The sequence below is a fragment of the Streptomyces sp. DvalAA-14 genome (assembly GCF_900091855.1).
GTDB lineage: Bacteria > Actinomycetota > Actinomycetes > Streptomycetales > Streptomycetaceae > Actinacidiphila.
Genome location: NZ_FMCH01000087.1, coordinates 18,113 through 40,550 on the forward strand (window position 1 = coordinate 18,113; position 22,438 = coordinate 40,550).

Below are 22,438 nucleotides of genomic sequence, written 5' to 3' on the forward strand. Positions count from 1 at the left end.
GGCGAGGGGGCCGCGGCGGCGTCAACCCGGGAAAGGACCGGACGCCGTCTGCCCGCCGCCGTACGGTGAGTGCATGGGAACGCATCATCACAGCGACGATCCCTGGCGTGTGAGAGTGGACGACGGCGACGGCAAACCGTGCGGCGCCGGCGTGCTGCTGGACGAGCGGCACGTACTCACCTGCGCGCATGTCGTCAGGTACGCGGGCGCGTCGCCCGGCGGGACCGCCGCGCACGTGCGGATCAAGAGTGTGGCCTGCACCCCGGAGTGGACCGGCACCGCGCGGGTCGCGCCGGAGTCGTGGGTGCACCGCAGCGGTACGCGGCGCGGGGACGTGGCCCTGCTCCGGCTGGACGAGCCGACCGGCTGCCGGGCGCACGCGAGTTTGTGGCGGGCGCCGATCTCGGGCGGCAAGGTGCGCGTCTACGGCTTCCCGGCCGCCGAGCCCTACGGCATCGGGACCGACGCGGAACTGGCCGGCTCCGGCGGCCGGGAGGGCGAGTGGGGGCTGCTCAACCGGATCCGCACCGGGAGCCCGTGGATCGAGGCGGGCTACTCGGGGGCCGGTGTGGTGGCGCTCGGCGGCGAGTTCGCCGGCCGCGTCATCGGCATCGTGGTCGCGGACTACGTCAACGCCGGGGCGCGGGCGGCGTGGATGCTGCCGACCGAGACCGTGCTGGCGTATCTGCCGCAGGTCGAGCGGTATGTGGCGGGCGGGCTGGCCAACCATCTGGGAGCGTCCGACGACATACCGCCCGACGACGTCCTCAGCGACGCGCTGCGGCTCGCCCTCACCCAGGAGCTGACGCGGCTGCTGGACGGCCCGTGGGCGGGCACCGTCGTGCTGCACTGCGACGTGAAGCCGTCGAACATCATCCGCTTCAAGGAGGAGAGCGCCGTCGGCCCGCGCGACCGGGTGCGGCTGATCGACTTCGGCTCGGTGCGGACCGTGCACGACCTCGGTCCGGTCGCCGAGTACACCGAGGCGTACGCGCCCCCCAAGCACCGCGCGCCGCGGCCCGACCCGGAACACGCCCGTCCCACCGCCGGATTCGACCTGTTCTGCCTCGGCATGACACTGACCGAGCTGTGCCGGGAGCATCTGCGCGACCGCACCGCGCCGGGCGTCGATTCGCTGCATCTGCTGCTGGAGCGGGCCACGGACACCGCCGATCCGGAGCGCAGATTCGTCTCGGCCCGCCAGTTCGCCGAGCAGCTCAGCGGGGTGATCCGGCAGGTCGTGACGGCCACCCCGGGGCGGGGGCCGGTGCAGCGGGCCTCGGCGCTGTTCGGCTCGATGACCGACCCGCTGCACGGCGGGCTCGGCGCGGTACGGCCCGTCGGCCACTGGATCACCGCCGGTCCGGGCGCGGACCGCGTCCTGACGCTGTCCGCGCCCTTCTCCTCGCCGGCGCCCCGGGACGCCGCGGCCGGCGCTGCCCGCGCCGCTGTCCGATCCCGATCACCCGCAGGCCGGCGGCCCGGCGACCGGGGCGCTCGCCGAGTGCCGGGCCGCGCTGCGGCGCGGTGACGCGGACACCGCGCGGGAGGCGCTGGCCGCGGTCGACCTGCCGCAGGGGCACTGGCTGCGGTCCTGGTACCGCGGTCTGATCGAGCTGACGTGCCAGGACGGCGTGCGCGCCACCGAGGAGTTCACGCACACCCGGCGGGCGCTGCCGGGCGAGTTGATCCCGCGGCTCGCGCTCGGCCTGTGCGCCGAGCTGCGCGGCGACCTCGCGGTCGCCCAGTTGCACTACGGCACGGTCTTCGACACCGCGCCGGCGCTCGGCGCCGCGGGCTTCGGCCTGGCCAGGGTGCATCTGCTGGCGGGACGGCGGGCGGCGGCGGTGGCCACCGCCGAGCGGCTGGCGCCCGAGCCGCGCTTCGAGCGCGAGGCGGCCATAGCGGCGGTCCGGCTGCTGGTCGCGGTCGTACCGCCGCCGGGACCGGGGGCGCCGGCTCCCGCCGACCTCGCGCGGGCCCGGGGGTCGATGTCCCGGCTGGAGGTGGACGCCGCCGCGGGCGCGGGGCTGCGGGCGGAGATCGAGTACGCCGAGTTCGTCGTCGCGGGCGATCGGCTGAAGCTGTCGGAGGTGGTCCGCGAGGTGGCCGGCCATGCCACCACCGAGCGCGATCACACCGCGCTGGTCGATCTGGCGAACCGGCTGCGGCCCGGCATCGACTGGCGGCAGCTGCGACCGGGCAGGCGCGCGTCGCGCGCGGGCGGCGCCGGGAATCCGGGCAATCGCCCTACGGCACGCCCCCGGGAGCGATAAACTCATCATCCCACTGAACGACGCGGTCAGGTGGTGCGATTGGTGAGCGGGTCTGCGGTCGGACTGAGTTTCACCGTCGAGGTCGACGCACCCGGGGATCTCGCCTTCGAGGACACCCGCGCCGACGCCCTGCTCACCATCGGCGCGCGTTCCACCGCGGCAGCCGGGGCCGTCCCGCAGACCCGGTTCGCCGAGGTCCTCATCATGGACCGGTCGCTGTCCATGGCCGGCCGGGGCAAACTCGCCGAGGCCAAACGGGCCGTGTGCGCGGCGATCGACACCCTGGTCGACGGGACGTATCTCGCGGTCGTCGCCGGCAACCACCGGGCCGAGGTCGTCTACCCGCTCGGCGGGGGCATGGCCCGGGTCGACGAGGACGTCAAGGCGGCGGCCAAGCGCCGGGTCGCCGACCAGCTCCCGGAGGGCGGCACGGCCATCGGCGGCTGGCTGACCCAGGCCGAACGGCTCTTCGCCCCGGTGGCCTCCGGTGGCACCGTGTGCCACGCGGTGCTCTACACCGACGGCAAGGACGAGCACGAGTCCGAAGCGGAGCTCAGCGCCGCGCTGGCGGCCTGCGCCGACCGCTTCGTGTGCGACGCGCGCGGACTCGGCGAGGACTGGAACTACACCGAGCTGCTGCGGATCACCGAGGCGCTGCACGGCAGGCCCGAGGCAGTGGTCGCCATCGCCGACCTCACCGAGGACTTCATCCGGCTCATGCGGCAGGCGCACGGGCTCGTGGTGCCCCGGGCCTACCTGAGCCTGCGCCTCAACGACCGTTTCCGGGTGGGCTTCGTCCGGCAGATCCGTCCGGTCGAGGCCGATCTGACCCTTCAGCAGCAGCGCCGCGGCGGCGAGCTCCACATCCCGCTCGGCGCCTGGGCGCCGGAGATCCGCCAGTACCTGCTGTCGCTGAGCTTCGAGGCCGCGGCGGTGCCCGTCGACGAGGAGCTGCGCGCCGCCCGGATCGGGATGCGCGCCGAGACGCCCGGCGGCGACCGCGAGGCGTGCGGGCCGGAGCAGGCGATGGTGATCCGCAGACGCGGCACCCCCGGCCTGGCGACGGTTCGGCCGGAGAGCCTCACCCGGGTGGAGAACGAGCGGGAGCTGGGCATGGCGATGCGCGCCTGCGCCGACGCCGGGCAGCGGGGCGATCCGGCCGTCGCGAACCGGGAGTTACGCATCGCCCTGGAGCTGGCGGAACGCCTGGACGACGCGCCGAGACTCCGGCTGCTGCGGCAGGTGTCGGAGCTCGACCGGGACGGGATGCCCCGGCTGCGCCCCGACGTGACACGGGGCGAGATGCAGCGGCTCGGACTGGACTCGGTCAAGACCGGTACCGCGCCGGCCGACATGGTCGACGCCGTGCCGCCCGCCGACCGGGCCCGCGTCTGCCGCCACTGCGGCGCGACGACCTCCGCCCGCGTCCTCAAGCACTGCGAGCGTTGCGGCCGCCCGTTCGGGGACGAGGTGGCGGACAGCCCGTGAACGCCTTCGTGACGGCCGCGCGCCCGCCGCGGCGGAGCCCGGCCAGCCCGTACACTCGGCTGCGCGCGACCCACCCGGTCCGGGTGCTGCGCTGGCTGCGGACGGGCGTGCTGATCGGTGTCGTCGCCACCGCGCTGCTGTACCTGCTGGTGGCGACCGAGGCGCGGCGCGAGATATCCGCCGCCCGCCGGACTTCGGTGGCGGTGGGCGACATCGGGAACGCCGTGGACATGGCGCTGATTGCGGGACCGGCCCTCGACTCGGCGTTCGCGCACGAGGACGTGCCCCTGACCGGCGCGGGAACGACGTTCACCGGTGCCATGGCGCAGGTGGGCACCGACATCACCTCGGCGGCCCAGGGCAATGCGGCGGGCGTCCCCGGAGCGACCCAGATCCAGTTCGTGCAGGACCAGTTGGCGACCTGCAACCAGCTCGCCGCGGCCGCGGTCCTCGACTTCTCCACGTCCAGAGCCGAGGCGGACACCGACGCCCTCAAGGCGCTGAACGACCCGGACGAGACCGACCCCGACACCCACGCGGCGATCGCGAACACCGGTGGCCTGCTCGCGGCGCTGCGGGACCTGGAGGGTCTCGAACAGGGCGGGCTGAACCGGCAGCGTGCCTCGCACTGGCTGGACCCCGGTTCCTTCTGGTGGCTGCTCACCGGGCCGGTGATCGTGACGGCGCTGCTGGCCCTCGCCAGTGCCTGGGTGGTGGCGTCGCACTTCCGGCGGATCGTCAGTCCGCTGCTCGCGGCCGCGCTGCTCGTCGCCGCGACGGTCGCGGTCACCGCCGGCGCGCTGAGCACGCACGACGAGAGCCGGCTGTCCGCCAACCCGCTGGCGAGCCATCCGGTGACCCTGGCGGCCGCGCCGTCCCTGCTCTGCGCCGCGGGGGTGCTGGCGTATCTCGCCTACCGCCCCCGGCTCAACGAGTACCGGTTCCAGCGGTGATGCGGGCCCTGCTGGCGCGGCTCGCGCGCTGCGTCCCGGTGCTGGGGCTGCTCGCGGCCTGTGCCGCCTGCTCCGGTGGTCCGGCCGGCGGCGGCAGTGTCACCATCATGGTTCCCTGGAGCGGCGCGGAGTTCCAGGCGTTCTACTCCGTCGTCAAGCGGTTCGAGGCGCGCACCGGTATCCAGGTGAATGTCGAGGTCACCCGGGCGACGACCCAGCAGCTCGACGCCGCACTGGCCGCGGGCCTGCCGCCCGACCTGGCCGTACTGCCCAGCGTGGGCGCGGTCGAGCTCTACGCCGACCGGAAGGCGACGGACGGCCGGCTGCGGCCGCTGGACATCGACCCGGGACGCTTCGTGGCACCGTTCAGCGGCCTCATGACGGTGGATCGGCAGGTGTTCGCCGTCCCGGTCAAGGCCGACGTGAAAAGCCTGATCTGGTACGACCCCGAGGTCACCCGCGATCCCCCCACCACCTTGGCGGCGCAGCGCGCGTTCTCTCCGCCGGCCGGCGCGCCCTGGTGCCTGGGACTGGCGTCCGGTCCGACCTCCGGCTGGCCCGGCGCCGACTGGATAGCGGACATCCTGCTGGCCGGACCGGACGGCGTCGGCACCTACGAGAAGTGGGTCGCCGGCACGCAGAAGTGGGACTCGGCGCCGGTCGAGGCGGCGTGGCGCACGTGGGGCGGGCTCGTCCGCGACAGCGCCGCCAGGGCTCCGGTCACCGAGTTCAGCGCCGCCGCGAAAGGAATGACGCAGCAGCATCCCAGCTGCGCGCTCGATCACGGCGCCCTGTCCGCGATGGGCTTCGGCGCGGACCTGGTCCAGGAGAAGGACTACGACTTCGCGGGCAGCCCCGGCCGTGCGCCGCTGGAGGTGTCCGGCGACTTCGTCGGGATGTTCGCCGCGCACAATCCGCGTGCCACCGAGCTGATCGAGTACCTGTCGGGCCAGGACGCCCAGACCGCCTGGGTCGGGCAGACCGCCGGCCACGCGTTCTCCGCCAGCCGCGAGGTGCCGATCTCCGCCTACCCGAAGGGAATCGAGGCGCGGATCGCCGCCATGCTCCGTCCGGAGAGCGGCCACACCCTGTGCTTCAGCGCCGCCGACCTGATGCCGCCGGACCTGTCGGCGGCCTTCTACCGGGCCGTGCTCAACTACACCGCGAACCGGGGGGATCCGTCGGGCCTGCTGCGCCAGCTCGACAAGGTCCGCGGCGATCTCGACCAGCCGCAGGCGCCGAACGGCCCGGCCTGCTCCACCCCGCCGCGGGCCCTCGCCGATGTCCCGCCGGCCGATGCCCCATGAAAGGACCCCATGTCCGACGCGGTCGCCTTCTCCCTGACCGACGGGACCGTCGTCCTGGTGACCCCGCCGGCCCGGGCGGGCACCGGCGCCGTGGGCCTCGGCGACCGCCTGGAGACCGCGCAGCGGACCCTGCGCGAAGCGCTGGCGCCGGTGACCGCCGCCGCGTCCGAGGCGATGGACGGGTTCCGGGAGCTGGCCCACCGGCCGGACGAGGTGGAGATCAGCTTCGGTGTCGTCCTGGACGGCAAACTGGGCGGTGTCATCGCGAGCGCCAACGCCAGCGCCCACCTGGACGTGACGCTGCGCTGGCACGCCCCGGACGCGGAAGGGCGCCCGGCGGAGCCGGGCGCCCTCGGGTGAACCGGACGCGATCAGTGCACGGTCAGCTGCACGCTGCCGGTCACGCCGCCACTGGTCACGGACACCGTCACGGTGCCCGCGCGGTGTGCGGTCAGCCGACCGCTGACCGCGTCGACCGAGGCGACCTTGCTGTCGCCGGAGGACCAGACATGTGACGCCGGGTCGGCGATCGGCACGGTGAGGGCCGGCAGGTTGTCACCGGCGATCTGCGTACCGGTGGCCGTCAGCGCGACCCGGTCGCCCGGGGCGAGCGGTGCCGAAGGGGCGGTCACCGCGATCGAGGCCAGTGCCGGCTCCACCGAGAACTGGATGTCCCCGCCGGCGCCGACGTGGACCAGGCCGAAGTGGTAGAAGCCGCCCTGGTTCGCAGGGGCGTAGGCGGGCATGCCCAGGTCCGCGAAGGTGAGCTGCGGGATGCCGCCGGCGGCGGCGCTCACGGCGTTGCCCTCGGGGTCGAGGATCTGCTCGGAGAAGCCGCGTGCGTGCCCGTAGAGCATGATCACGTGCTGGTCCGGGTGCGACTCCTGGTACTTCTGCACCAGGCGCAGATACATCTGCGCCTCCCACCGGTCGGTGAACTGGCTGTTGGCCGCCGCGTGCGGGTCGTAGGCCGGCATGTGCGTGACGACCAGCACGTCCTTGGCGTGGGTGGCCGTCAGCTGCTGGACCAGCCACGGGTACTGCGCGGCGGCCGGCGTCTGGAACGGGTCCGAGGACTGCAGGCTGCCGTGCGAGTTGTCGGTGACGATCACCTGGGCGGGGCCGTCGGAGTAGGCGTAGTGGGTGTCGCCGAAGGTCTGGCTGTAGTTGCCGTTCTCGGCGTCGGCGCCCTGGGTGATCTCGTGGTTGCCGACGATGTCGTGCTCCGGGATGCCGAGCGCGTCCATTTTCGACTTGGCGTACTGGAGGTCGGGGAGCTTGCCGTCGTCGGACATGTCACCGAGGAACTGGGCGGCGTCGGGGCGTGCCTGGGGGCTCAGTGACGGCAGCCGGCCGGCGATCGAGCTCAGCACGTTGCTGCTGACCGAACCGGGGTCGTCGGCGAGCAGGTGCGCGTCGTCCCCGGTGAGCAGGGTGCTGCCCTTCTTGCTGAAGGCGCTGGAGTCCTCCTCGAAGGTCAGCCAGGACGGGTTCTTCGGGATCGCCTGGTAGGCGGGCGCGGTCACCGGCCGGGGCGAGTACAGCGCCTGCAGACCGCTGACGTTCAGCGAACCGCCCGTCGTCGTGTTGGGGTTGATGCCCAGGAAGTCGACGAAGGAGATGGTCAGCGGGAACTGCAGTCCGGCCGGCAGCTGGGCGACCGCGAGGTGCCAGTCGTTCCAGGTGACGTAGGTCGGGTAGAGGGTGGTCTTGGTGCCGTCCACCCCGATGTAGGCCTCGGCCAGTTCGATGCCCGAGCCGTTGCCCTTGATCCACACCCCGATACCGGTGGGGGTCTGCCCGTCGTCGCTGGTCGTGGTCTTCAGCGTGGTCTTGGACGACAGGACCAGCTGCTTGACGCCCGAGCCGGCCGGCATCGTGTAGTCGAGCTTCAGCGACCCGGTCTCGGTGGAGGCCGGCGGGACGACGCCGGGGTCGGCGCTGAGCGTGGCCGGCTGGCCGGTGGTGTTGTTGCTGAGGCGCCAGACATCGGTGCTGGTCATCGGGTCGATCGTCTTGCTGACACTGCCGACCGCGATGCTGGCGGTGGCGGTGGCGCCGCCGACCGAGGCGGTGACCTCCGCCAGACCGCCGTTGGTCGCGTCGGCCGTGAACAGGCCGTGGGCGTCGACGGTGCCCAGCGTGGCCGGGGTGACCTTCCAGTCCGCGGCCTCGGCCGGGATCTGGGCCGCCGCGCCGCCCTTGACGGTGCCGGACAGGGTGAGTTGCTGGGTGGCGCCGTTGCCGAGGTCGGGGGCGTCGGGCGAGACCGCCAAGGTGGCGAGCCGGTCGACCACGGTCAGCTTCTGCGAGGTGGTCGCGCGGCCGTCGGTCGCGACGATCCGGCCGGTGCCGGTGCGCAGCGCGGTGAGCCGGCCGTCCGCGACGGAGGCGAGCGAGGAGGGCTCGACCGTGACGCGGACCGATCCGGCGGCGGGGTTGCCCAGCCGGTCGGTCGCGTAAGCCGGGACAGGGACGGTGCCGCCGGCGACGGTGGTGACGGCCTTGCCGCCGTTGACGACCGCCTTGGTGGCCGGGCCGGCCGTTTTGGCGGTGGAGTAGAAGAAGATGCCGTTGCCGACCGGGCGTTCGGTGTTGCCGGGCAGGTCCGACGGCGTGTTGGCGACGGTGACCTGGCCGGCGCCCGGGACGCGGGTGGCCATCGTGGTGGAGCCGCCGCCGTCGAAGAGCATGGCGGTGTAGGCGCCGTGGGCGACCATGTAGCCGGCCGCCTGCTGCGGGGTGACGCCGAAGGCGGTGGTGGTGCCGCCGTGCCCGTCGATGGCCACGACGGTCGCGTGCTTGCCGTCCTTGCTGATGCCGACGGCCGTCTCGGGGTTGGCGCCGCTGGGGGGCGTGCCGGTCGGGTCGTTGTAGACCTTGCCGTCCTTGACGAGCGTGGTGACGCCGCTGACCAGCTGCTCGAGGTCGTTGTCCGGGGACAGCGCGGTGGCCAGGCGCACCGTGTCGCCCACATGCAGGGTGCCGGTCAGCCACTGGCCGCCCGCGCCGCCGCCGAGCAGGCCGAGCTGGCCGTCGGTCAGCCGGTCCACGGAGGTGACACCGGTCCGCACGCTGTCGACGGTGAAGGAGCCGGCCGCGGTGCTGTGGCCCAGGGCCAGGGTGGCGCCGGTCAGACCCGGCGTGGCGCCGAGGTCGGGGGTCACCTCGGTGACGCCGCCGGCCGCCACGTCGTCAACGGTGTTGACCGAGGTGAGCGGGCGGGTCGCCGTGCCGTCGGTGACGGTGCCGGTGAAGGTCTGCGGGCCCATCACCATGGTGCCGTCCGGCCGGATGCCGAGCTGGGAGGCGAAGCCGGGCTTGGGGGACTTCAGCAGCCGCCCGTCGGTGACGACGCCGCCGAGCGGGCGTCCGCTGGCGTTGATCTCGAAGTAGTCGCCGTTGACCCCGGCCACCGCGTGCGTGCGGTTGGCCATCGAGGAGACGGTCTCGTCGGCCGGGTTGGTGAGGGTGTCCCCGGCCTCCACCACGCCGACCCGCAGATTGGGGTCGGTGAGGTCGGCGGTGAGCACCTGGGTGTGCTGGCGGCCGCCGACGGTGTCGTAGGTCTCGGAGTACTGCTGCAGGCCCCGGGTGATGGTGGCGCTCGGCGTTCTGCTGAAGTCGACGACCTGCGGCCAGTTGTCCGGTGTCGGGGGCAGCCAGGCCCGCCGGGCCGCCGCGGACGTGACGGTGCCGTGCGCGCCCCCGCTCGGCTGATCGGCCGACGCCAGCGCGCCTCCGGTGACGCCGCCGGCCAGCAGCAGCGCCAGCGAGGTCGTCACGGCGGTACGTCGCGCACCGGCACGGACAAGCCATTTACCACGAAAAGTCATTGCTTTGATTCCTATGGGCTGTGCACCGGCACATCGTCGGCACTCGTCCCCACCTGACACCAGCCGGATGAAGCAGGGGTTGAGACAAGAAGGATGCGGCGGCGCCCGGTGGTCATGTGCGGTTCATCCCGGGCGCCGCCCCGCGCGGCCCGGCGGCCGGACGCGGTGCGCGCGGGCCTACTCCCGTGCGCCGCCGTGCCAGGTGCGCCACAGCGCCGCGTACCCGCCGCCGGCCGCCACCAGGGCGTCGTGGGTGCCGAGTTCGGTGACGACGCCGGCGGCCATCACCGCGATCCGGTCGGCGTCGTGAGCGGTGTGGAGGCGGTGGGCGATGGCTATCACGGTCCGGCCGCGCAGGGCCGCGGCCAGGGCGCGTTCGGTGGTGCGGGCGGTCGCCGGGTCGAGCAGCGCCGTCGCCTCGTCCAGGATTACGGTGTGCGGATCGGCCAGGATCACCCGGGCGAGGGCGAGTTGCTGCGCCTGCGAGCCGTCGGGGCGGTGTCCGCCGACCTCGCCGAGAGCGGTGTCGAGGCCGGCCGGCAGCCCGGCGGTCCAGCCGGCGCCGACGGCGGCCAGCGCGGCGTGCAGGTGGGCGTCGGTGGCGGTCGGCCGGGCGAGGAGAAGGTTGTTGCGCAGCGTGTCGTGGAAGACGTGGTGCTCCTGGGTGATGAGGGCGATCTGACGGCGCAGCCGCTCCGGCGGCAGGTCGGCGACCGGGACGCCGCCGACCGTGACCGTGCCGGTGCGCGGCCGGTCGATGCCGGCCAGCAGGCGGCCGAGGGTGGATTTGCCGGCGCCGGAGGGGCCCACCACGGCGAGTCGTTCGCCGGGCCGGATGCCGAGATCGACCCCGTGCAGCACATCGCCGGGTACGGTCTGCCCGGACGGCGTCTGCGTCGGCGGAGTCTGCCCGGGCGGCGTCCGCCCGGGCGGGGCGTCCGCCGGAAGCCCGTCGCCGGGCCGGCGGTAGGCGTAGCGCACCCCCGTGACCTCGATGCGGTCGCCGGCCGGCTCGGCCGTCGTCGGTGTCGCGTCCTCGGGGACGGCGGCCAGGCCCTCCACCCGTGCGTAGGAGGCGGTGCTGCTCTGCAACTGCTCGACCCACAGCAAGATGGTGTCCATCGGTCCGATCAGCTGGCGGAAGTACACGGTGGACGCGACGACGGCGCCCAGGCCGACCGCGCCGCGGTCGTACAGCGCGCCCCCGACGAGCAGCACGCCGACGACCGGCAGCGTGTAGGAGATGTCCACTGCCGGGAAGAGCACCGAACGCAGGCCCAGGGTCCGCAGCCGTGCGGCGCGGGCCCGGGCGATGGCGGCCTCCGCGATCGCCAGCCGCCGTTCCTCCAGCCGCAGCGCCTCGACGGTGCGGGCGCCGTCCACGGCGCCGGCCAGTACCTCGGCCAGGACGGAGTTGGTGGCGCCCTCGGCCAGGTAGCCGGGCCGGCCGCGGCGCAGGTACCAGCGCAGGGCGACCGCGACGGCGACCAGGCAGGACAGCCCGCACCCGCCCAGCAGCGGGTTCAGGACGAAGACCGCGCCGACGATGAACAGCGCCTGGACGGCGGCGATGAGGACTTCGGGTGCGGCCGATCGCAACGCGGTGGCCACCGCGTCCACGTCCGTCGTGCCGCGCGTGGCCAGATCACCGGCGGGGGCGTGTTCGACGACGACCGCGGGCAGCGTGAGCATGCGGTCGACGAATCGCTCCCGGATCCGTGCCGCGGCGCGCTCACCGAATCCGGCGGCGAGCCGCAGGGCCCAGCGGGACAGCACGATCTGGGCCAGGGTCGCGGCCACGATGACGAGGGCCAGCCGGTTTACGGTCGTGACGGCGCCCCGGCCGCCGGGCGGGGCCTTGACGGTGTTCACGATGGTGCCCAGCAGCCACGGCCCCACCAGCCCGGCGGCGGCCGCCAGCGCGTTGAGGGCCAGGACGGCGGTGAACGCCCCTTTGTCGGTGCGTACTTCGCCGATCGCGGCGCGGCGGACCCGGGCCGGGTCGGCGACGGGCAGCGGTGTGCTCACCGGGACGCCTCCTCCTCGGACGATTCCGGCCCCCCGACACCCTCGGGCCGCCCGCCGCCCCCGGCGGACTCCCCCGGGGCACCCGACCCAGCCCCCCGCGCGCGAGACCGACACCGGGCAGCCGGACAGCTCCGGCCGCACAACGCCCTCCGGCCGCCCGCCGCCCCCGGCGGCGCCCGGCTCGGGCTCCTGGGTCGCGCGCGAGACCAGCGCCCGGTAGCCGGCTTCGGTGCGCAGCAGTTCGTGGTGGCTGCCCGCCGCCGCCACCCGTCCGGCCATCAAGTGGACGACGGTGTCCGCCTGTTCCAGGACCAGGGGCGAGCTGGTCGTCACCACCGTGGTGAGGCCGGTGCGGGCCGTGCGCAGCCGGGCGGCCATCGCCGCTTCGGTGTGCGCGTCCACCGCGGAGGTCGGTTCGACGGCCAGCAGCACCTCCGGGCGGGCGTACAGGGCGCGGGCCAGCCGCAGGCGCTGGCGCTGCCCGCCGGAGAGGCTGCCGCCCTGCGCGGTGACGGCCGAGTCCAGCGCGTCCCGCAGCGCCTGGACGATGTCGGTGGCGACCGCACTGTGCACGGCGGCCCGCACGCCCCGGTCGGTGTCCCCCTTCCCGGTACTGTCCCCGCCGTCCCCGCTGTCTTTGTCCGGTGGGCGGCGCCCGGCGACGATCTCGCGGACGCTTCCGGCGAACAGATAGGCGTCGTTGTCGGCGACGAGGATGCGTTCCCGGAGCTGCTCCGGGGCGATCGTGTCCAGCCGGATGCCGCCCCAGCACGCGTCCGACGGCGTGAAGCAGCCCAGGCGCTCGACGACTTCGGCCGCGTCGGCGGCCCGTGCGCCGGTCAGCGCGGTCAGCCCACCGGGCCGCACCCGCACCCCGGAGGCAGGATCGTACAGCTCCGCCGGCCCGCTCGGAGGCTGCCGCGTCCCGGCGTGCCGGGCCTGCGGCCGCAGGGCGAGGAAGCCGGTCACCCGGCGTGCGGACACCAGGGCCCTGGCGATGTCGGAGCCGGCCTCGATGAGGGAGGCGACCGGAACGACGAGCATCGCGGTGTAGCCGTAAACAGCGATCAAGTCCCCGATGGCCAGGGTGCCTTCGGCCGCCATCCGGGCGGCGAGCCAGGTCACCAGGGCCAGGAACAGTGCCGGGCCGCCGGTGGCGAGGGCGCCGACCCAGCTGGTCACGGCGCCCACCCGGTAACCCTGCGCGCGCAGGGCCCCGGAGCGCTGCCGGTAGCGGCCGGCGTAGACCTCCTTGCCGCCCAGGCCGTTCAGGACGCGCAGGCCGGTGACCAGATCGACCAGGAGGGCGGTCAGCGCGCCCTGCTCCTCCCGGTAGTCCGCGCCGGCGCCGCGCAGTTGCCGTTGCAGGGGTCCGATGGCGGCGGCGAGCAGGGGGACACCGGCCAGGACCACGGCCGCCAGCAGCGGCGAGATCCCCAGCAGCAGCCCGGCCACCACGAGGTAGGCGACCACCGCTCCGACGCCCGGCCCGGTCGCGGTCATCGACCGGGCGATGACCTGCACGTCGCCGACGCCGATGGTGACGATCTCGCCGGCCGTGGCGCGGCCGTGCAGGGCGTTGCCGAGCGCGCTCGCCCGGGCCAGGGTCGCGCGGACGGTCCGGAAGGAGGCGTCGATGCGGATCCTGGTCATCGTCCGGTGCCGGGCGGCACCGACCGCCGCGTTCACCGCGCCCATCGCGAACACGGCGGCCGTCCAGGCCAGCAGGGCGGTGGTGTCGCGGGCCTTCAGTCCGTCGTCGACCGCACGGGACAACAGGTAGGGCGGCACGGCCAGTCCTGTCATCCACGTGATGCCCAGGACGGCCCCGGCGGCCACCCGGCGCCGCTGGCAGGCCACCAGCCACAGCAGGAAGCGGAGCGGAGTGCGGATGTCCTTCGCGGCGGGCGGGCGGAAGGTGTCGGCCATGACCGCACCCTACGCAGCCGCCGGGCGGCGCCCGGCAAACGGTCGGGGCCGGACGCGGCGGCGCATCGGGGCGGCCGCTCAGCGGCTCAGCGCCAGGACCTGTTCGAGGTGGACGCGTCCGCCGATCTCAATGGTGCCGTCGGCTCCGGGAGCGGTGAGGATCTGTGATCCGCGGCCCTGGGTGATGTTGAGGGCCCGGCCGAGCCGGTGGGTGAGCAGCAGCGCGGCGGCCCCGGTGGCCTCGTCCTCGTCGATGCCGTCGCCGCGCCCGGGGAAGGCGCGGGCGCGGACCCGGCCGGCTGCCTCGTCCTGCCAGCTCCAGGCGTACACCCACTCCCCCGGCTCCGGTACGTCGAGGGCGTCCACGGCGGCTGCCGAGCGGTACTGGCGCACGGTACGCGGCGGCGCCCAGGACGCTCGCGCGGTGATCCAGCTGAACTCGCCGTCGTTGCGGGCGAAGACGTCGCCCACCGGAAGTTCGAGGATCTCCAGGTCGAGCAGCCACGCGGCGCCGACCAGGGGGTGGCCGGCGAAGGGCAGCCGCAGCCCGGGGGTGAAGATGTCCACCACGCCCCGCTCCGGATCGTCCACGAACACCGTTTCGCTGTACCCGAGGTGCTTGGCGAGGGCTTGCCGCGCGGCTCGGTCCGGGACCCGGCTGCCGTCGCGCACCACGCCGAGGGTGTTGCCGTGGGCGCCGCCGGGAGCGCAGAAGACCCGCAGGACGTCGATGTCGATGGGCGCGTTGTTCACGGGGGCATTGAAACAGCCCCGGCCGCCGGCCGGACCGGGGTGGGAGCCGGACCGGGGTGGGAGCCGGACCGGGGTGGGAGCCGGACCGGGGTGGGAGCCGGACCGGGGTGGGGGCCGGGCGCCGGCGGGCGCCCGGCCGCGGTGTCCGGCGGTCAGATCTTGTTGAAGATCTTCGAGTAGGCGTAGCCGGTGGGCTTGTCGTACTGGTCGACCTCCCAGAAGGACAGCTCCGACACGCCGTTGGTGGCGGCGAAGCTCTCCAGGGTGGAGGCGTTGGCCTGGGTGAAGTTCTCGTCGTCGTCGTTGCGGCCGGCGATCGGGGTCAGGCCCATGCGGGCCCAGTTCTGCGCGGCCGTGCCGCCGTAGATGGTGGCGAGCTGCTTCTCGGTGGCCTTGGCGCCGGACTCGGCGTCGTTCAGCGCGTTCTCGCCGTCGCCGAAGTCCATGGTCATGATGTTGACCAGGTTCGTCTTGACGCCGGCCGTCTTGGCGTCCTTGAGCAGCGTGGTCACGTCCGACTCCAGGCCGTCGGGGTCGACGGCGACGGTGAAGTCGATCTGCACGGACGGCTCTGCCGCCTGCAGCGCGGCCAGCGCCTGGTCGCGGCGCTTGTTGGCCGTCCCGTTGGCGAGGGTGTCGCCCTCGATGTCGAAGTCGAGCCGGGTGACGCCGTAGGTGTCCACCACCTTCTTGTAGGCGGCGGTGAGGCTGGAGACCGTGGTGCAGGTCTGGGCGAGTTCGTTGCTGCCGGCGCCGCCGAAGGAGATGATCACATCGCCGCCGGCGGACTTCAGGGTGTTGATCTGCGAGGCGAACGCGCCGACGGAGTCGCCGCCGTCCTCCCACTGCAGGGTGCAGCCGGACTTCGAGGTCAAGAAGGCCAGTGTGTAGTACTTCAGGCCGCTGGCCTTCTGGTCGGCGGCCATGTCCGCGGCGCTGCTGCTGTCGATCTGCAGGTACGGAGCGGCGTACTGGGCGGGGAGGGACGCGCTTGCCGCGTGGGCGGGCGACGAGCCGATGATCAGGAGGAGGGCCGGCGTGATGGCCGCCGCGGCGACGAGGGCAGGACGGGCGTGCGAGCGGGTCATGGAAGCCTCGCTGGTGTGAGGGGGGAAGCGGGTTAGGAAGGTTTCCTAACGACCTGGGGCAGGATGCTGGCCCGTGCTGCCGTGCCCTGTCAAGAGGCGGCGGCCGACTTCACAGCTGCCCCACCCGTCACGGCAGCGTCGGCCAACTGGTCTTCCCCTTCGGCGCGTTGGCCGACGGGACGCTCGGTCGCGGCCCTGGCGGCCAGCGCGATCCCGGCAGCGGACCGACCGATCGCGGGCCTTCGCGGGCGTCGGCGGGCGTTGGCGGGCGTTCGCGGGCGAGCCCGGTCGGGCGCCGCCGGGCCCGCCGGCCTCGCACCGGGTGTCACCCGTACGGCGCGCCGACACGCGTCCGATCCCCGGGCGGGTCGGCATAGCGTTGATCGGCGCGGGCAGGGGGACGTTCCTCGTGGCACACTGCCGCCGGCGGATCGCAGAAGTGGGGCACACAGCAGTGAAGATCGACCTTTCCGGTAAAACGGCGCTGGTCACCGGGTCCTCGCAGGGCATCGGGCTGGCCATCGCCGAGGGGCTGGCCGCCTCCGGGGCCCGGCTCGTCCTCACCGGCCGCAGCGAGGACCGGCTCGCCGAGGCCGCCGGGCGCGTCCGCGCCGCCGGACCGGACGCCGACACCGTGACGGTGGCCGCCGACATCACCACCGACGAGGGGACCGCGCGGCTCCTGGCGGCAGCGCCCGAAGTGGACATCCTCGTCAACAACCTCGGTGTCTTCGCGGCGCGCCCGGCCCTGGAGATCTCCGACGAGGAATGGCGGAGCTACTTCGAGACCAACGTGCTGACCGCGGTCCGGCTGACCCGCCATTACCTGCCGGGTATGACCGACCGCGGCTGGGGGCGCGTGCAGTACATCGCCAGCGACTCGGCAGTGGTGATCCCCGTCGAGATGATCCACTACGGGATGACCAAGACCGCGCTGCTCGCGGTGAGCCGCGGCTTCGCCAAGGCGGCGGCCGGCACCGGGGTGACCGTCAACAGCGTGATCGCGGGCCCGACCCACACCGGCGGTGTCGAGGACTTCGTCCGCCAACTGGTGCCCGGCGACCTGCCCTGGGACGAGGCCCAGCGCACCTTCATGCGCGAGCACCGGCCGACGTCGCTGATCCAGCGGCTGATCGAGCCGGCCGAGATCGCCCACATGGTGGTCTATCTCAGCTCCCCGCAGGCCTCGGCCACCACCGGCGGGGCGGTGCGGGTCGACGGCGGATACGTGGACGCGATCCTCCCGTAACAGCGGTTCGCGCGGCCGGGGCGCGGGCGCCCGGCGACGTGATTCTCCTTACACAGCCGGACGCGGCACCTCGTCCTGCGGCCGCCGCGCGAGCCGGCCACCGACACACGCCCCTTACCCGGCCGCTCATTGACGCACCAGCTCAGGGGCGGTCCGCCGCGTCCCGGGCCCGGCCGTCCCGAGGCGTCATCGGCGGCGCGGCGGGACGATCACCCCGCCCGGCAGCGGCCCGGCGGCGCGGTGTGCGGGGGCGCGAAGAGGCGTGTAAGGAGCACACCGGGGGCAGGCAACTTATGCGGCCGTGGGCGCACTGCGAGCGGCAGCGCCGAGGAGGCAGTCATGATGTGGGCGAACCCTGCTGTGCTGCAGGAGCTGATCGAGCGTTACGAACGCCTGAGCGCGGTGGCCGGGGGCGGCGCCGCGTCGCCGCAGGTGAGCAATGAACTGCGGGACACCGTCTACACGTTGTGCGTGTCCACCGGCACCCGCGACATCGAAGCGGCGCTGGACGCGGCGCGCACCCGGATCGGTGTGATCTCCGGACCCGGCGCCGCCTGAGGTCCCCCGCGCTGCCGCGCCGGACCGCCGGACCGCCGCCGACAGCACGTGGGTGTCGGCGGCGGCCTGCGCGCGGGTCGGGGATTCAGGGGGTTTCGGCGCTCGCGGCACCGGCGGTCGCCGCTGCCGCCGCCGCTGCGGGAACAGCGGACGGGGACGGGGACGGGGTGCCGCCGGCCCTGGCTTTGGACAGCAGCCGGGCGAGGGTCCAGGTACCGGGGCCCACGACGGCGATCAGCAGGAAACTCCAGCAGAACAGGACGGAGAGTTCGCCCCCGTTCTGGATCGGCCACAGCGCGTTCTTCTGGTGGACCGTGAAGTAGGCGTAGGCCATGGAGCCGGAGCTGACCACGGCGGCCACCCGGGTGCCGATGTCGCCGATGCCGATGAACACCAGGACGCCGCCGGTGAGTTGGATCAGCCCGGCCCACCAGCCCGGCCAGGTGCCGGCCGACACCCTGCCGCCGCCGGTGCCGTCGAACAGGCCCAGGACGGTCACCGAGCCGTGGCAGACGAACAGCAGGCTGATGACCATGCGGTACAGGGACAGAACCGGGGAATTGGCGTCGTCGAGTCTTTTGCCGATGTCCAACACGGGATCTCCTACGAGTCGGGTGCAGAGCTGGGGCGGACGGACGGCCGGCCTGAAGGCGGTACCACGTCCTTCAGGTGACCGTCCGTGCCACGACTCGTACGCAGGGGTATTCCGCGCCGTTCACCGGGCGGATCAAGTTACCGGCCGCGCTCCGACGGCGCCCTCGGCGGACGGCCGCCCGAGACGGTGACGGCCCTGGTCACGCCAGTGACTGGAGGAGCGAACGATGCGGAGGACAACGCGCGTTGCCGGTGTGAATGTGCCGGGAGGAGTTGCCGGGGCAACTACCCCGGGGGGCCGGGAGCGACCGTGGCGGGCCCGCGACAACGCGCGGGCCCGCCAGGGTCGCTCAGACGGTTGCCCGCGTCCCCGCGGAGCGCACCTGGGCGTCCCCGGACGCCTGGACTCCGGTCTCGGTCAGCCCGACCGCCGTTTCGGTGCGGCTCTGGGCGACGCGCTTGCGCGCCACCGCGAGCGCCAGGCCGACGTGGCGGGTCCCGGTGGACACGCACAGGGTGTAGGCGGTATCGCGCAGTCTCGCCTGGAGCTGGGGGTCCGGCTGGCCGGCGAGTTCGCGCTGGCGGAGTTGCTCGTAACGGTCGACGAGCGTCTGCAAGGTGGACGGGTGGGCCCAGATCATCGCTGCCTCCAATGCGCGGCCGCTCGCCGGTTCGTATACGGCCCGGCCCGCGCCTGCCCGGCCGCCGCGCGTCCATGCACAAGGGTGTCCGGGATCACGTATCCGGGTCGTCGGTCCCGGCGGGAGCCGCGATGACGTCAGGACTCCATTGGCGCCCATCTTCATGTCCGCGGCCGTAACACGGCGCAGCATTCGGACAGATGGGGCCGGACCGGCGGATGACCACCGCCTGCGGGACGCCCGAATCGTGTGAGGACAGGCACATGGGTGCGAGCTGAGGCATGATGACCGCATGGCAAGCGACGGGGGAGAAACGGCCCCCTCCTCACCGCCGCGCGACGTGATCGCCGACCGGTACCGCATCACCAAGAGGCTGGGACGCGGCGGGATGGGCACCGTGTGGCAGGCCACCGACGAGTTACTGCGGCGCGAGGTCGCGGTCAAGGAACTCCACCTGCCCGACGAGGGCTTGTCGGCCCGCCAGATAGCGCTGCGGCGCGAGCGCGCGCTGCGGGAGGCGCGCACGGCGGCCCTCATCCGGCATCCGCACGTGGTGGTGGTGCACGACGTGGTGGAACACCGCGGCCACCCCTGGATCGTGATGGAGCTGATCGACGGCCGCTCGCTGGCGTACGTCCTGGCGCAGGACGGCCCGCTGCCGCCGCGCGAGGCCGCCAGGGTGGGCGCCGCGGTGGCGGGCGCGCTCCAAGCGGCGCACGAACGCGAGATCCAGCACCGGGACGTCAAGCCGGCGAACATCCTGATCGAGTACCGAACCGGCCGGGTGGTGCTGACCGACTTCGGTATCGCCCGGGTGCCGGGCGGTGGCACCATCAGCGAGACCGGCGGCTTCGTCGGGTCCCCCGAATACACCGCGCCCGAGCGGATGTCGGGCAAGGGCGCCGGCCCGGCGTCGGACCTGTGGTCGCTGGGCGCGCTGCTGTGTGCGGCGGTGCACGGCGAGTCGCCGTTCCACCGCGACTCGATCGGCGAGATCGTGCACGCGGTCGCGATCGACACCCTGACCCCGCCGGACGAGCTGGGGCCGCTGCTGCCGGTCGCGCTGTCGCTGCTGGACCGCGATCCCGACAGCCGGATGGGCGCCGTCGAGGCGCGGCGGCTGCTGGCGGCCTTCGCCGAGACCGGTGAGCGGCCGGTGCTGGAGGCGCAGAAACCGGAGCAGGCGCCGTGGCCGGAACCGGACTCCGAGCTGGAGCCCGAAGCGCAGCAGCCGGAATCCCTGGAGACGTCGGGGCCGGAGGAGGCGGACGACGAGGGGGACCCGGCAGCGGCCGGGGAAAGGGACCAGGAAGGGGCCGGGCAAGGGAACGGGCAGGGTGACGGGCAGGGTGACGGTGAACCGGCCCCGGTCGCGCTCCCGTTTCCCGCCCGGCCCGACATCATCGCCTCACCCGCCGCCAGGCCTTCCTCGCACCGGGCGCGGGGCCGCAGGCGCCGCGGCGGCATCCAGGTGGTCGCCGTCGGCGCGCTGGTCGTCCTCGCCGTGAGCGCGGGCGCGGCGGCGACGTACCTGGTGAGCCAGCGGGGTTCGGACAGCGACGCGGGAGCGGCACCGGCCACCAGCTCTCCCCCGCCGACCGGCGGCTTCGCGCCGCCGACGAACGGCTATCCACCGCCGGCGAACAGCTTCCCGCCCCCGACCGGTGGCTATCCGCCGCCGTTCGGCGGCAACGGCCCGCCGTCCCCGCCGCCGGACGACCAGGGGCCGCCACCGGGTTCGGCCGGTACGCCGCCGCTCCCGCCGGGCTTCCACCTCGTCACCGACCCGGCGGGTTTCTCGGTGACCCTGCCGCCGGCCTTCGCGCGCGATCCCGAGCCGCCGTACACCTACTACTGGTCGCCCGACCACGTCGTCCGTTTCGGCGAGCGCGAGCAGAAGCCGGATCCGCGCGGCCCCTACGACGCGCTGAACGACCGCAAGCGGGCCGGATCGGCGACCTACGCCGGCTACCGGGACGGGGTCGTCACCAGCACGCTGGAGCACGGACAGCCGGCCGCGCTGTGGGAGTTCACCTACGACCACGCCGGCGCGCGGCGCACCTTCGACCTGTGCTGGACCGAGAACGGGCGGATGTTCGACATCTCGCTGTCGGCGCCGGTGAGCCAGGTCGAGCGGGCCCGCAGCACCTTCGACATCGCGCGCGGCACTTTCCGCGCGAACTGACCGGGGGTCACCGGGCGCACCGGGGCGCGTTGTCAGTGGTCGGAGGTAGCTTGATGCCTAATGATCCGGGGAGGGAACATGGGTTTTTCCGGCGATTTCGTGCTGGCTCGCAGCGACCGGCCGCTGCTGGAACTGCCGCCGTTGGGTGCGGCCTCGTGCGGGGAGTGCGCGGACGGGTGCCTGCATCCGTGCGCGGAGCGGACGGGCGGCTGGCGGACGGCGCAGTCCGGGCACGGCTTCCTGACCGACCACCCGAAGGGCTTGCTGCGCGAACTGGTCGCGTCCACCGGTGCGCCCGCCCTGCTGGCGAGGGTGATGGACAGTGACATGTGCCAGGTCTGGGGCCTGACGCCGTCCGGCGCGCAGTGGACGGTGCTGCTCGATCCGGTCATGGCCGCGGACTACGACATACCGGTCCCCGGACCGGACGAGGTGCGCGCCACGGCCGGATCGATCGCCGGGTGGGCGGCCGAGGCCGGGTTCGCCGCCGAGCCCGGCGCCCTGCTGTCGGTGCTGACCAAGCGCGCCGACCCGTTCGTGGAGGACCTGTTCTTCGAGCTGATCGACGCCTGCGGCCTGCCGCCCGCCGACCCGGCGCCGGCCGCCGGCGACGGACCGGACACCCCGGCGCATCCCGGCCACCGTGCGGACGCGCGGTGTCCGCGCGGCGCCGAACTGGAGGCGGCGGTGCTGGATCTGGCTCGCGACCGGCATCTTGTGCTGGAGTGCGCCGGCGACGACCAGTGCTACGCCCAGGTCTGGCTGCGGCCGGACGGCACCTATCAGCTGGAGTACCGCGATCGCGATCCCACCGAGCACTACTGGACCCGGACGAGCTCGGCGCAGCGGGTGATCGAGGCGCTGACCGGCTGGGTGGCCGGCGATCTGGCCTGGCGGGAGTCGTTCCAGTGGTCGTCGCTGGCGTCGTGGTTCACCGAACCTACGGCGTGACGCGGACCGTTCGGACCGTCACATCCGCCGCGGCGAAGGCCTCGGTTGCGTCCCGGGGTGCCCCTTCCTCGGTGACAACGGTGTCGAGAGCGGCGCCCGGTGCGACGAAGGCCAGCGCGGGCCGGGAGAGCCGGCCAGCCCGGCCCCGGCTGTCTCGGCACGCCGGCCGGGCCGGCCGTCATCGGCGCCCTGCCCCGCCTGCCGCTGAACGCGGCCTTCCTGCTCCCGCTCCGCTGCTACGTGACCGCCGCCGGGACGGCCGGCCTGGTGGGCGCCCCTCGCCGCCGCGCACGGAGCGCCGGACGGCGAGACCGCCGCAGGCACCGCTGGCGGCGCCGGTACCGACGACACGGCGGCGCCAGCCGGCCTGCCGACCCCAGCCCCGCCTGAGCGGGACCACCCGCGCAACCGGCGGCCCGGGAGCCCCCGGGGATCCCGGTCTGCTCACTCGGTGACCGGTGCCGCCTTGGCCGCCGCCACCGTCGGGTAGACCTTCAGCACCTGGTCCATGCCCACGATGTGGATCAGACGTGCCAGCGCCGGCCGCGGCGCCGCGATCCGCAGATCGGTCTGCCGGCGGATCGCGAGCAGCACGCGCAGGA

17 protein-coding genes and 1 pseudogene are annotated in these 22,438 nt (G+C 73.9%); 10 read left to right on the top strand and 8 right to left on the bottom strand.

Features of this window, described 5'->3' with window-relative positions:
* Positions 1-73: 73 nt before the first annotated feature.
* From GA0115240_RS04330 to GA0115240_RS04355, 6 genes are read left to right on the top strand one after another with little or no spacing between them, the layout of a single operon-like run.
* Entirely contained in the window at positions 74-1,531 is a 1,458-nt protein-coding gene (locus GA0115240_RS04330) for a trypsin-like peptidase domain-containing protein (RefSeq protein WP_093735314.1), read from the top strand.
* Positions 1,518-2,276, top strand: coding sequence for a tetratricopeptide repeat protein (locus GA0115240_RS04335; RefSeq protein WP_237554591.1), 759 nt, complete (start codon positions 1,518-1,520; stop codon positions 2,274-2,276). The genes GA0115240_RS04330 and GA0115240_RS04335 overlap by 14 nt, the downstream gene beginning before the upstream one ends.
* 42 nt (positions 2,277-2,318) lie before the next feature.
* Positions 2,319-3,764: a VWA domain-containing protein gene (locus GA0115240_RS04340; RefSeq protein ID WP_141708720.1), complete on the top strand. Its 1,446-nt coding sequence runs from the start codon at positions 2,319-2,321 to the stop codon at positions 3,762-3,764.
* Positions 3,761-4,717: a hypothetical protein gene (locus GA0115240_RS04345; protein ID WP_093735317.1), complete on the top strand. Its 957-nt coding sequence runs from the start codon at positions 3,761-3,763 to the stop codon at positions 4,715-4,717. The genes GA0115240_RS04340 and GA0115240_RS04345 overlap by 4 nt, the downstream gene beginning before the upstream one ends.
* Positions 4,717-6,024: an ABC transporter substrate-binding protein gene (locus GA0115240_RS04350; RefSeq protein ID WP_093735318.1), complete on the top strand. Its 1,308-nt coding sequence runs from the start codon at positions 4,717-4,719 to the stop codon at positions 6,022-6,024. Before GA0115240_RS04345 ends, GA0115240_RS04350 begins: the two co-directional genes overlap by 1 nt.
* Positions 6,025-6,033: 9 nt before the next feature.
* The gene (locus GA0115240_RS04355; protein WP_093735319.1) at positions 6,034-6,384 is read left to right on the top strand and encodes a CU044_2847 family protein; all 351 of its coding nucleotides are present in this window, start codon (positions 6,034-6,036) and stop codon (positions 6,382-6,384) included.
* 11 nt (positions 6,385-6,395) lie between these two features.
* Here GA0115240_RS04355 and GA0115240_RS04360 read toward each other — a convergent pair whose 3' ends face one another.
* The 5 genes and pseudogenes from GA0115240_RS04360 to GA0115240_RS04375 all read right to left on the bottom strand — a co-directional run bounded on the left by GA0115240_RS04360 (position 6,396) and on the right by GA0115240_RS04375 (position 15,658).
* Entirely contained in the window at positions 6,396-9,809 is a 3,414-nt protein-coding gene (locus tag GA0115240_RS04360; RefSeq protein ID WP_093735320.1) for a phosphodiester glycosidase family protein, read from the bottom strand.
* A 228-nt stretch (positions 9,810-10,037) separates the two neighbouring features.
* The gene (locus GA0115240_RS04365) at positions 10,038-11,888 is read right to left on the bottom strand and encodes an ABC transporter ATP-binding protein (protein WP_256069538.1); all 1,851 of its coding nucleotides are present in this window, start codon (positions 11,886-11,888) and stop codon (positions 10,038-10,040) included.
* Between the two features lie 417 nt (positions 11,889-12,305).
* Positions 12,306-13,817 (bottom strand): annotated as a pseudogene (locus GA0115240_RS37850) (ABC transporter transmembrane domain-containing protein); the annotation flags it as partial.
* 78 nt (positions 13,818-13,895) lie between these two features.
* Positions 13,896-14,570 (bottom strand): PhzF family phenazine biosynthesis protein, encoded by a 675-nt coding sequence (locus tag GA0115240_RS04370; protein ID WP_093735321.1) that lies wholly within the window; start codon positions 14,568-14,570, stop codon positions 13,896-13,898.
* A 152-nt stretch (positions 14,571-14,722) separates the two neighbouring features.
* A complete protein-coding gene (locus GA0115240_RS04375; RefSeq protein WP_093735322.1) occupies positions 14,723-15,658 on the bottom strand; it encodes a glycosyl hydrolase family 18 protein in 936 nt (311 codons plus the stop codon).
* A gap of 454 nt (positions 15,659-16,112) precedes the next feature.
* On the opposite strand from GA0115240_RS04375, the gene GA0115240_RS04380 reads away from it, so the two are divergent.
* Complete coding sequence (locus GA0115240_RS04380; protein ID WP_093735323.1) at positions 16,113-16,907, top strand: SDR family NAD(P)-dependent oxidoreductase; 795 nt, start codon at positions 16,113-16,115, stop codon at positions 16,905-16,907.
* Between the two features lie 339 nt (positions 16,908-17,246).
* Entirely contained in the window at positions 17,247-17,465 is a 219-nt protein-coding gene (locus tag GA0115240_RS04385; protein WP_093735324.1) for a DUF5133 domain-containing protein, read from the top strand.
* Positions 17,466-17,550: 85 nt separating this feature from the next.
* On the opposite strand, the gene GA0115240_RS04390 is transcribed toward GA0115240_RS04385, so the two are convergent.
* The gene (locus tag GA0115240_RS04390) at positions 17,551-18,060 is read right to left on the bottom strand and encodes a DoxX family protein (protein WP_370673271.1); all 510 of its coding nucleotides are present in this window, start codon (positions 18,058-18,060) and stop codon (positions 17,551-17,553) included.
* Between the two features lie 349 nt (positions 18,061-18,409).
* Positions 18,410-18,700: a DUF5133 domain-containing protein gene (locus GA0115240_RS04395; RefSeq protein ID WP_093735325.1), complete on the bottom strand. Its 291-nt coding sequence runs from the start codon at positions 18,698-18,700 to the stop codon at positions 18,410-18,412.
* 292 nt (positions 18,701-18,992) lie between these two features.
* Here GA0115240_RS04395 and GA0115240_RS04400 point away from each other — a divergent pair, with 292 nt between their 5' ends.
* Both GA0115240_RS04400 and GA0115240_RS04405 read left to right on the top strand, forming a co-directional pair.
* Positions 18,993-20,885 (top strand): serine/threonine-protein kinase, encoded by a 1,893-nt coding sequence (locus GA0115240_RS04400; RefSeq protein ID WP_093735326.1) that lies wholly within the window; start codon positions 18,993-18,995, stop codon positions 20,883-20,885.
* A gap of 78 nt (positions 20,886-20,963) precedes the next feature.
* A complete protein-coding gene (locus GA0115240_RS04405; RefSeq protein ID WP_093735327.1) occupies positions 20,964-21,836 on the top strand; it encodes a hypothetical protein in 873 nt (290 codons plus the stop codon).
* A 444-nt stretch (positions 21,837-22,280) separates the two neighbouring features.
* Here GA0115240_RS04405 and GA0115240_RS39125 read toward each other — a convergent pair whose 3' ends face one another.
* The gene (locus tag GA0115240_RS39125) at positions 22,281-22,430 is read right to left on the bottom strand and encodes an STAS domain-containing protein (protein ID WP_370673272.1); all 150 of its coding nucleotides are present in this window, start codon (positions 22,428-22,430) and stop codon (positions 22,281-22,283) included.
* Positions 22,431-22,438 lie beyond the last annotated feature (8 nt).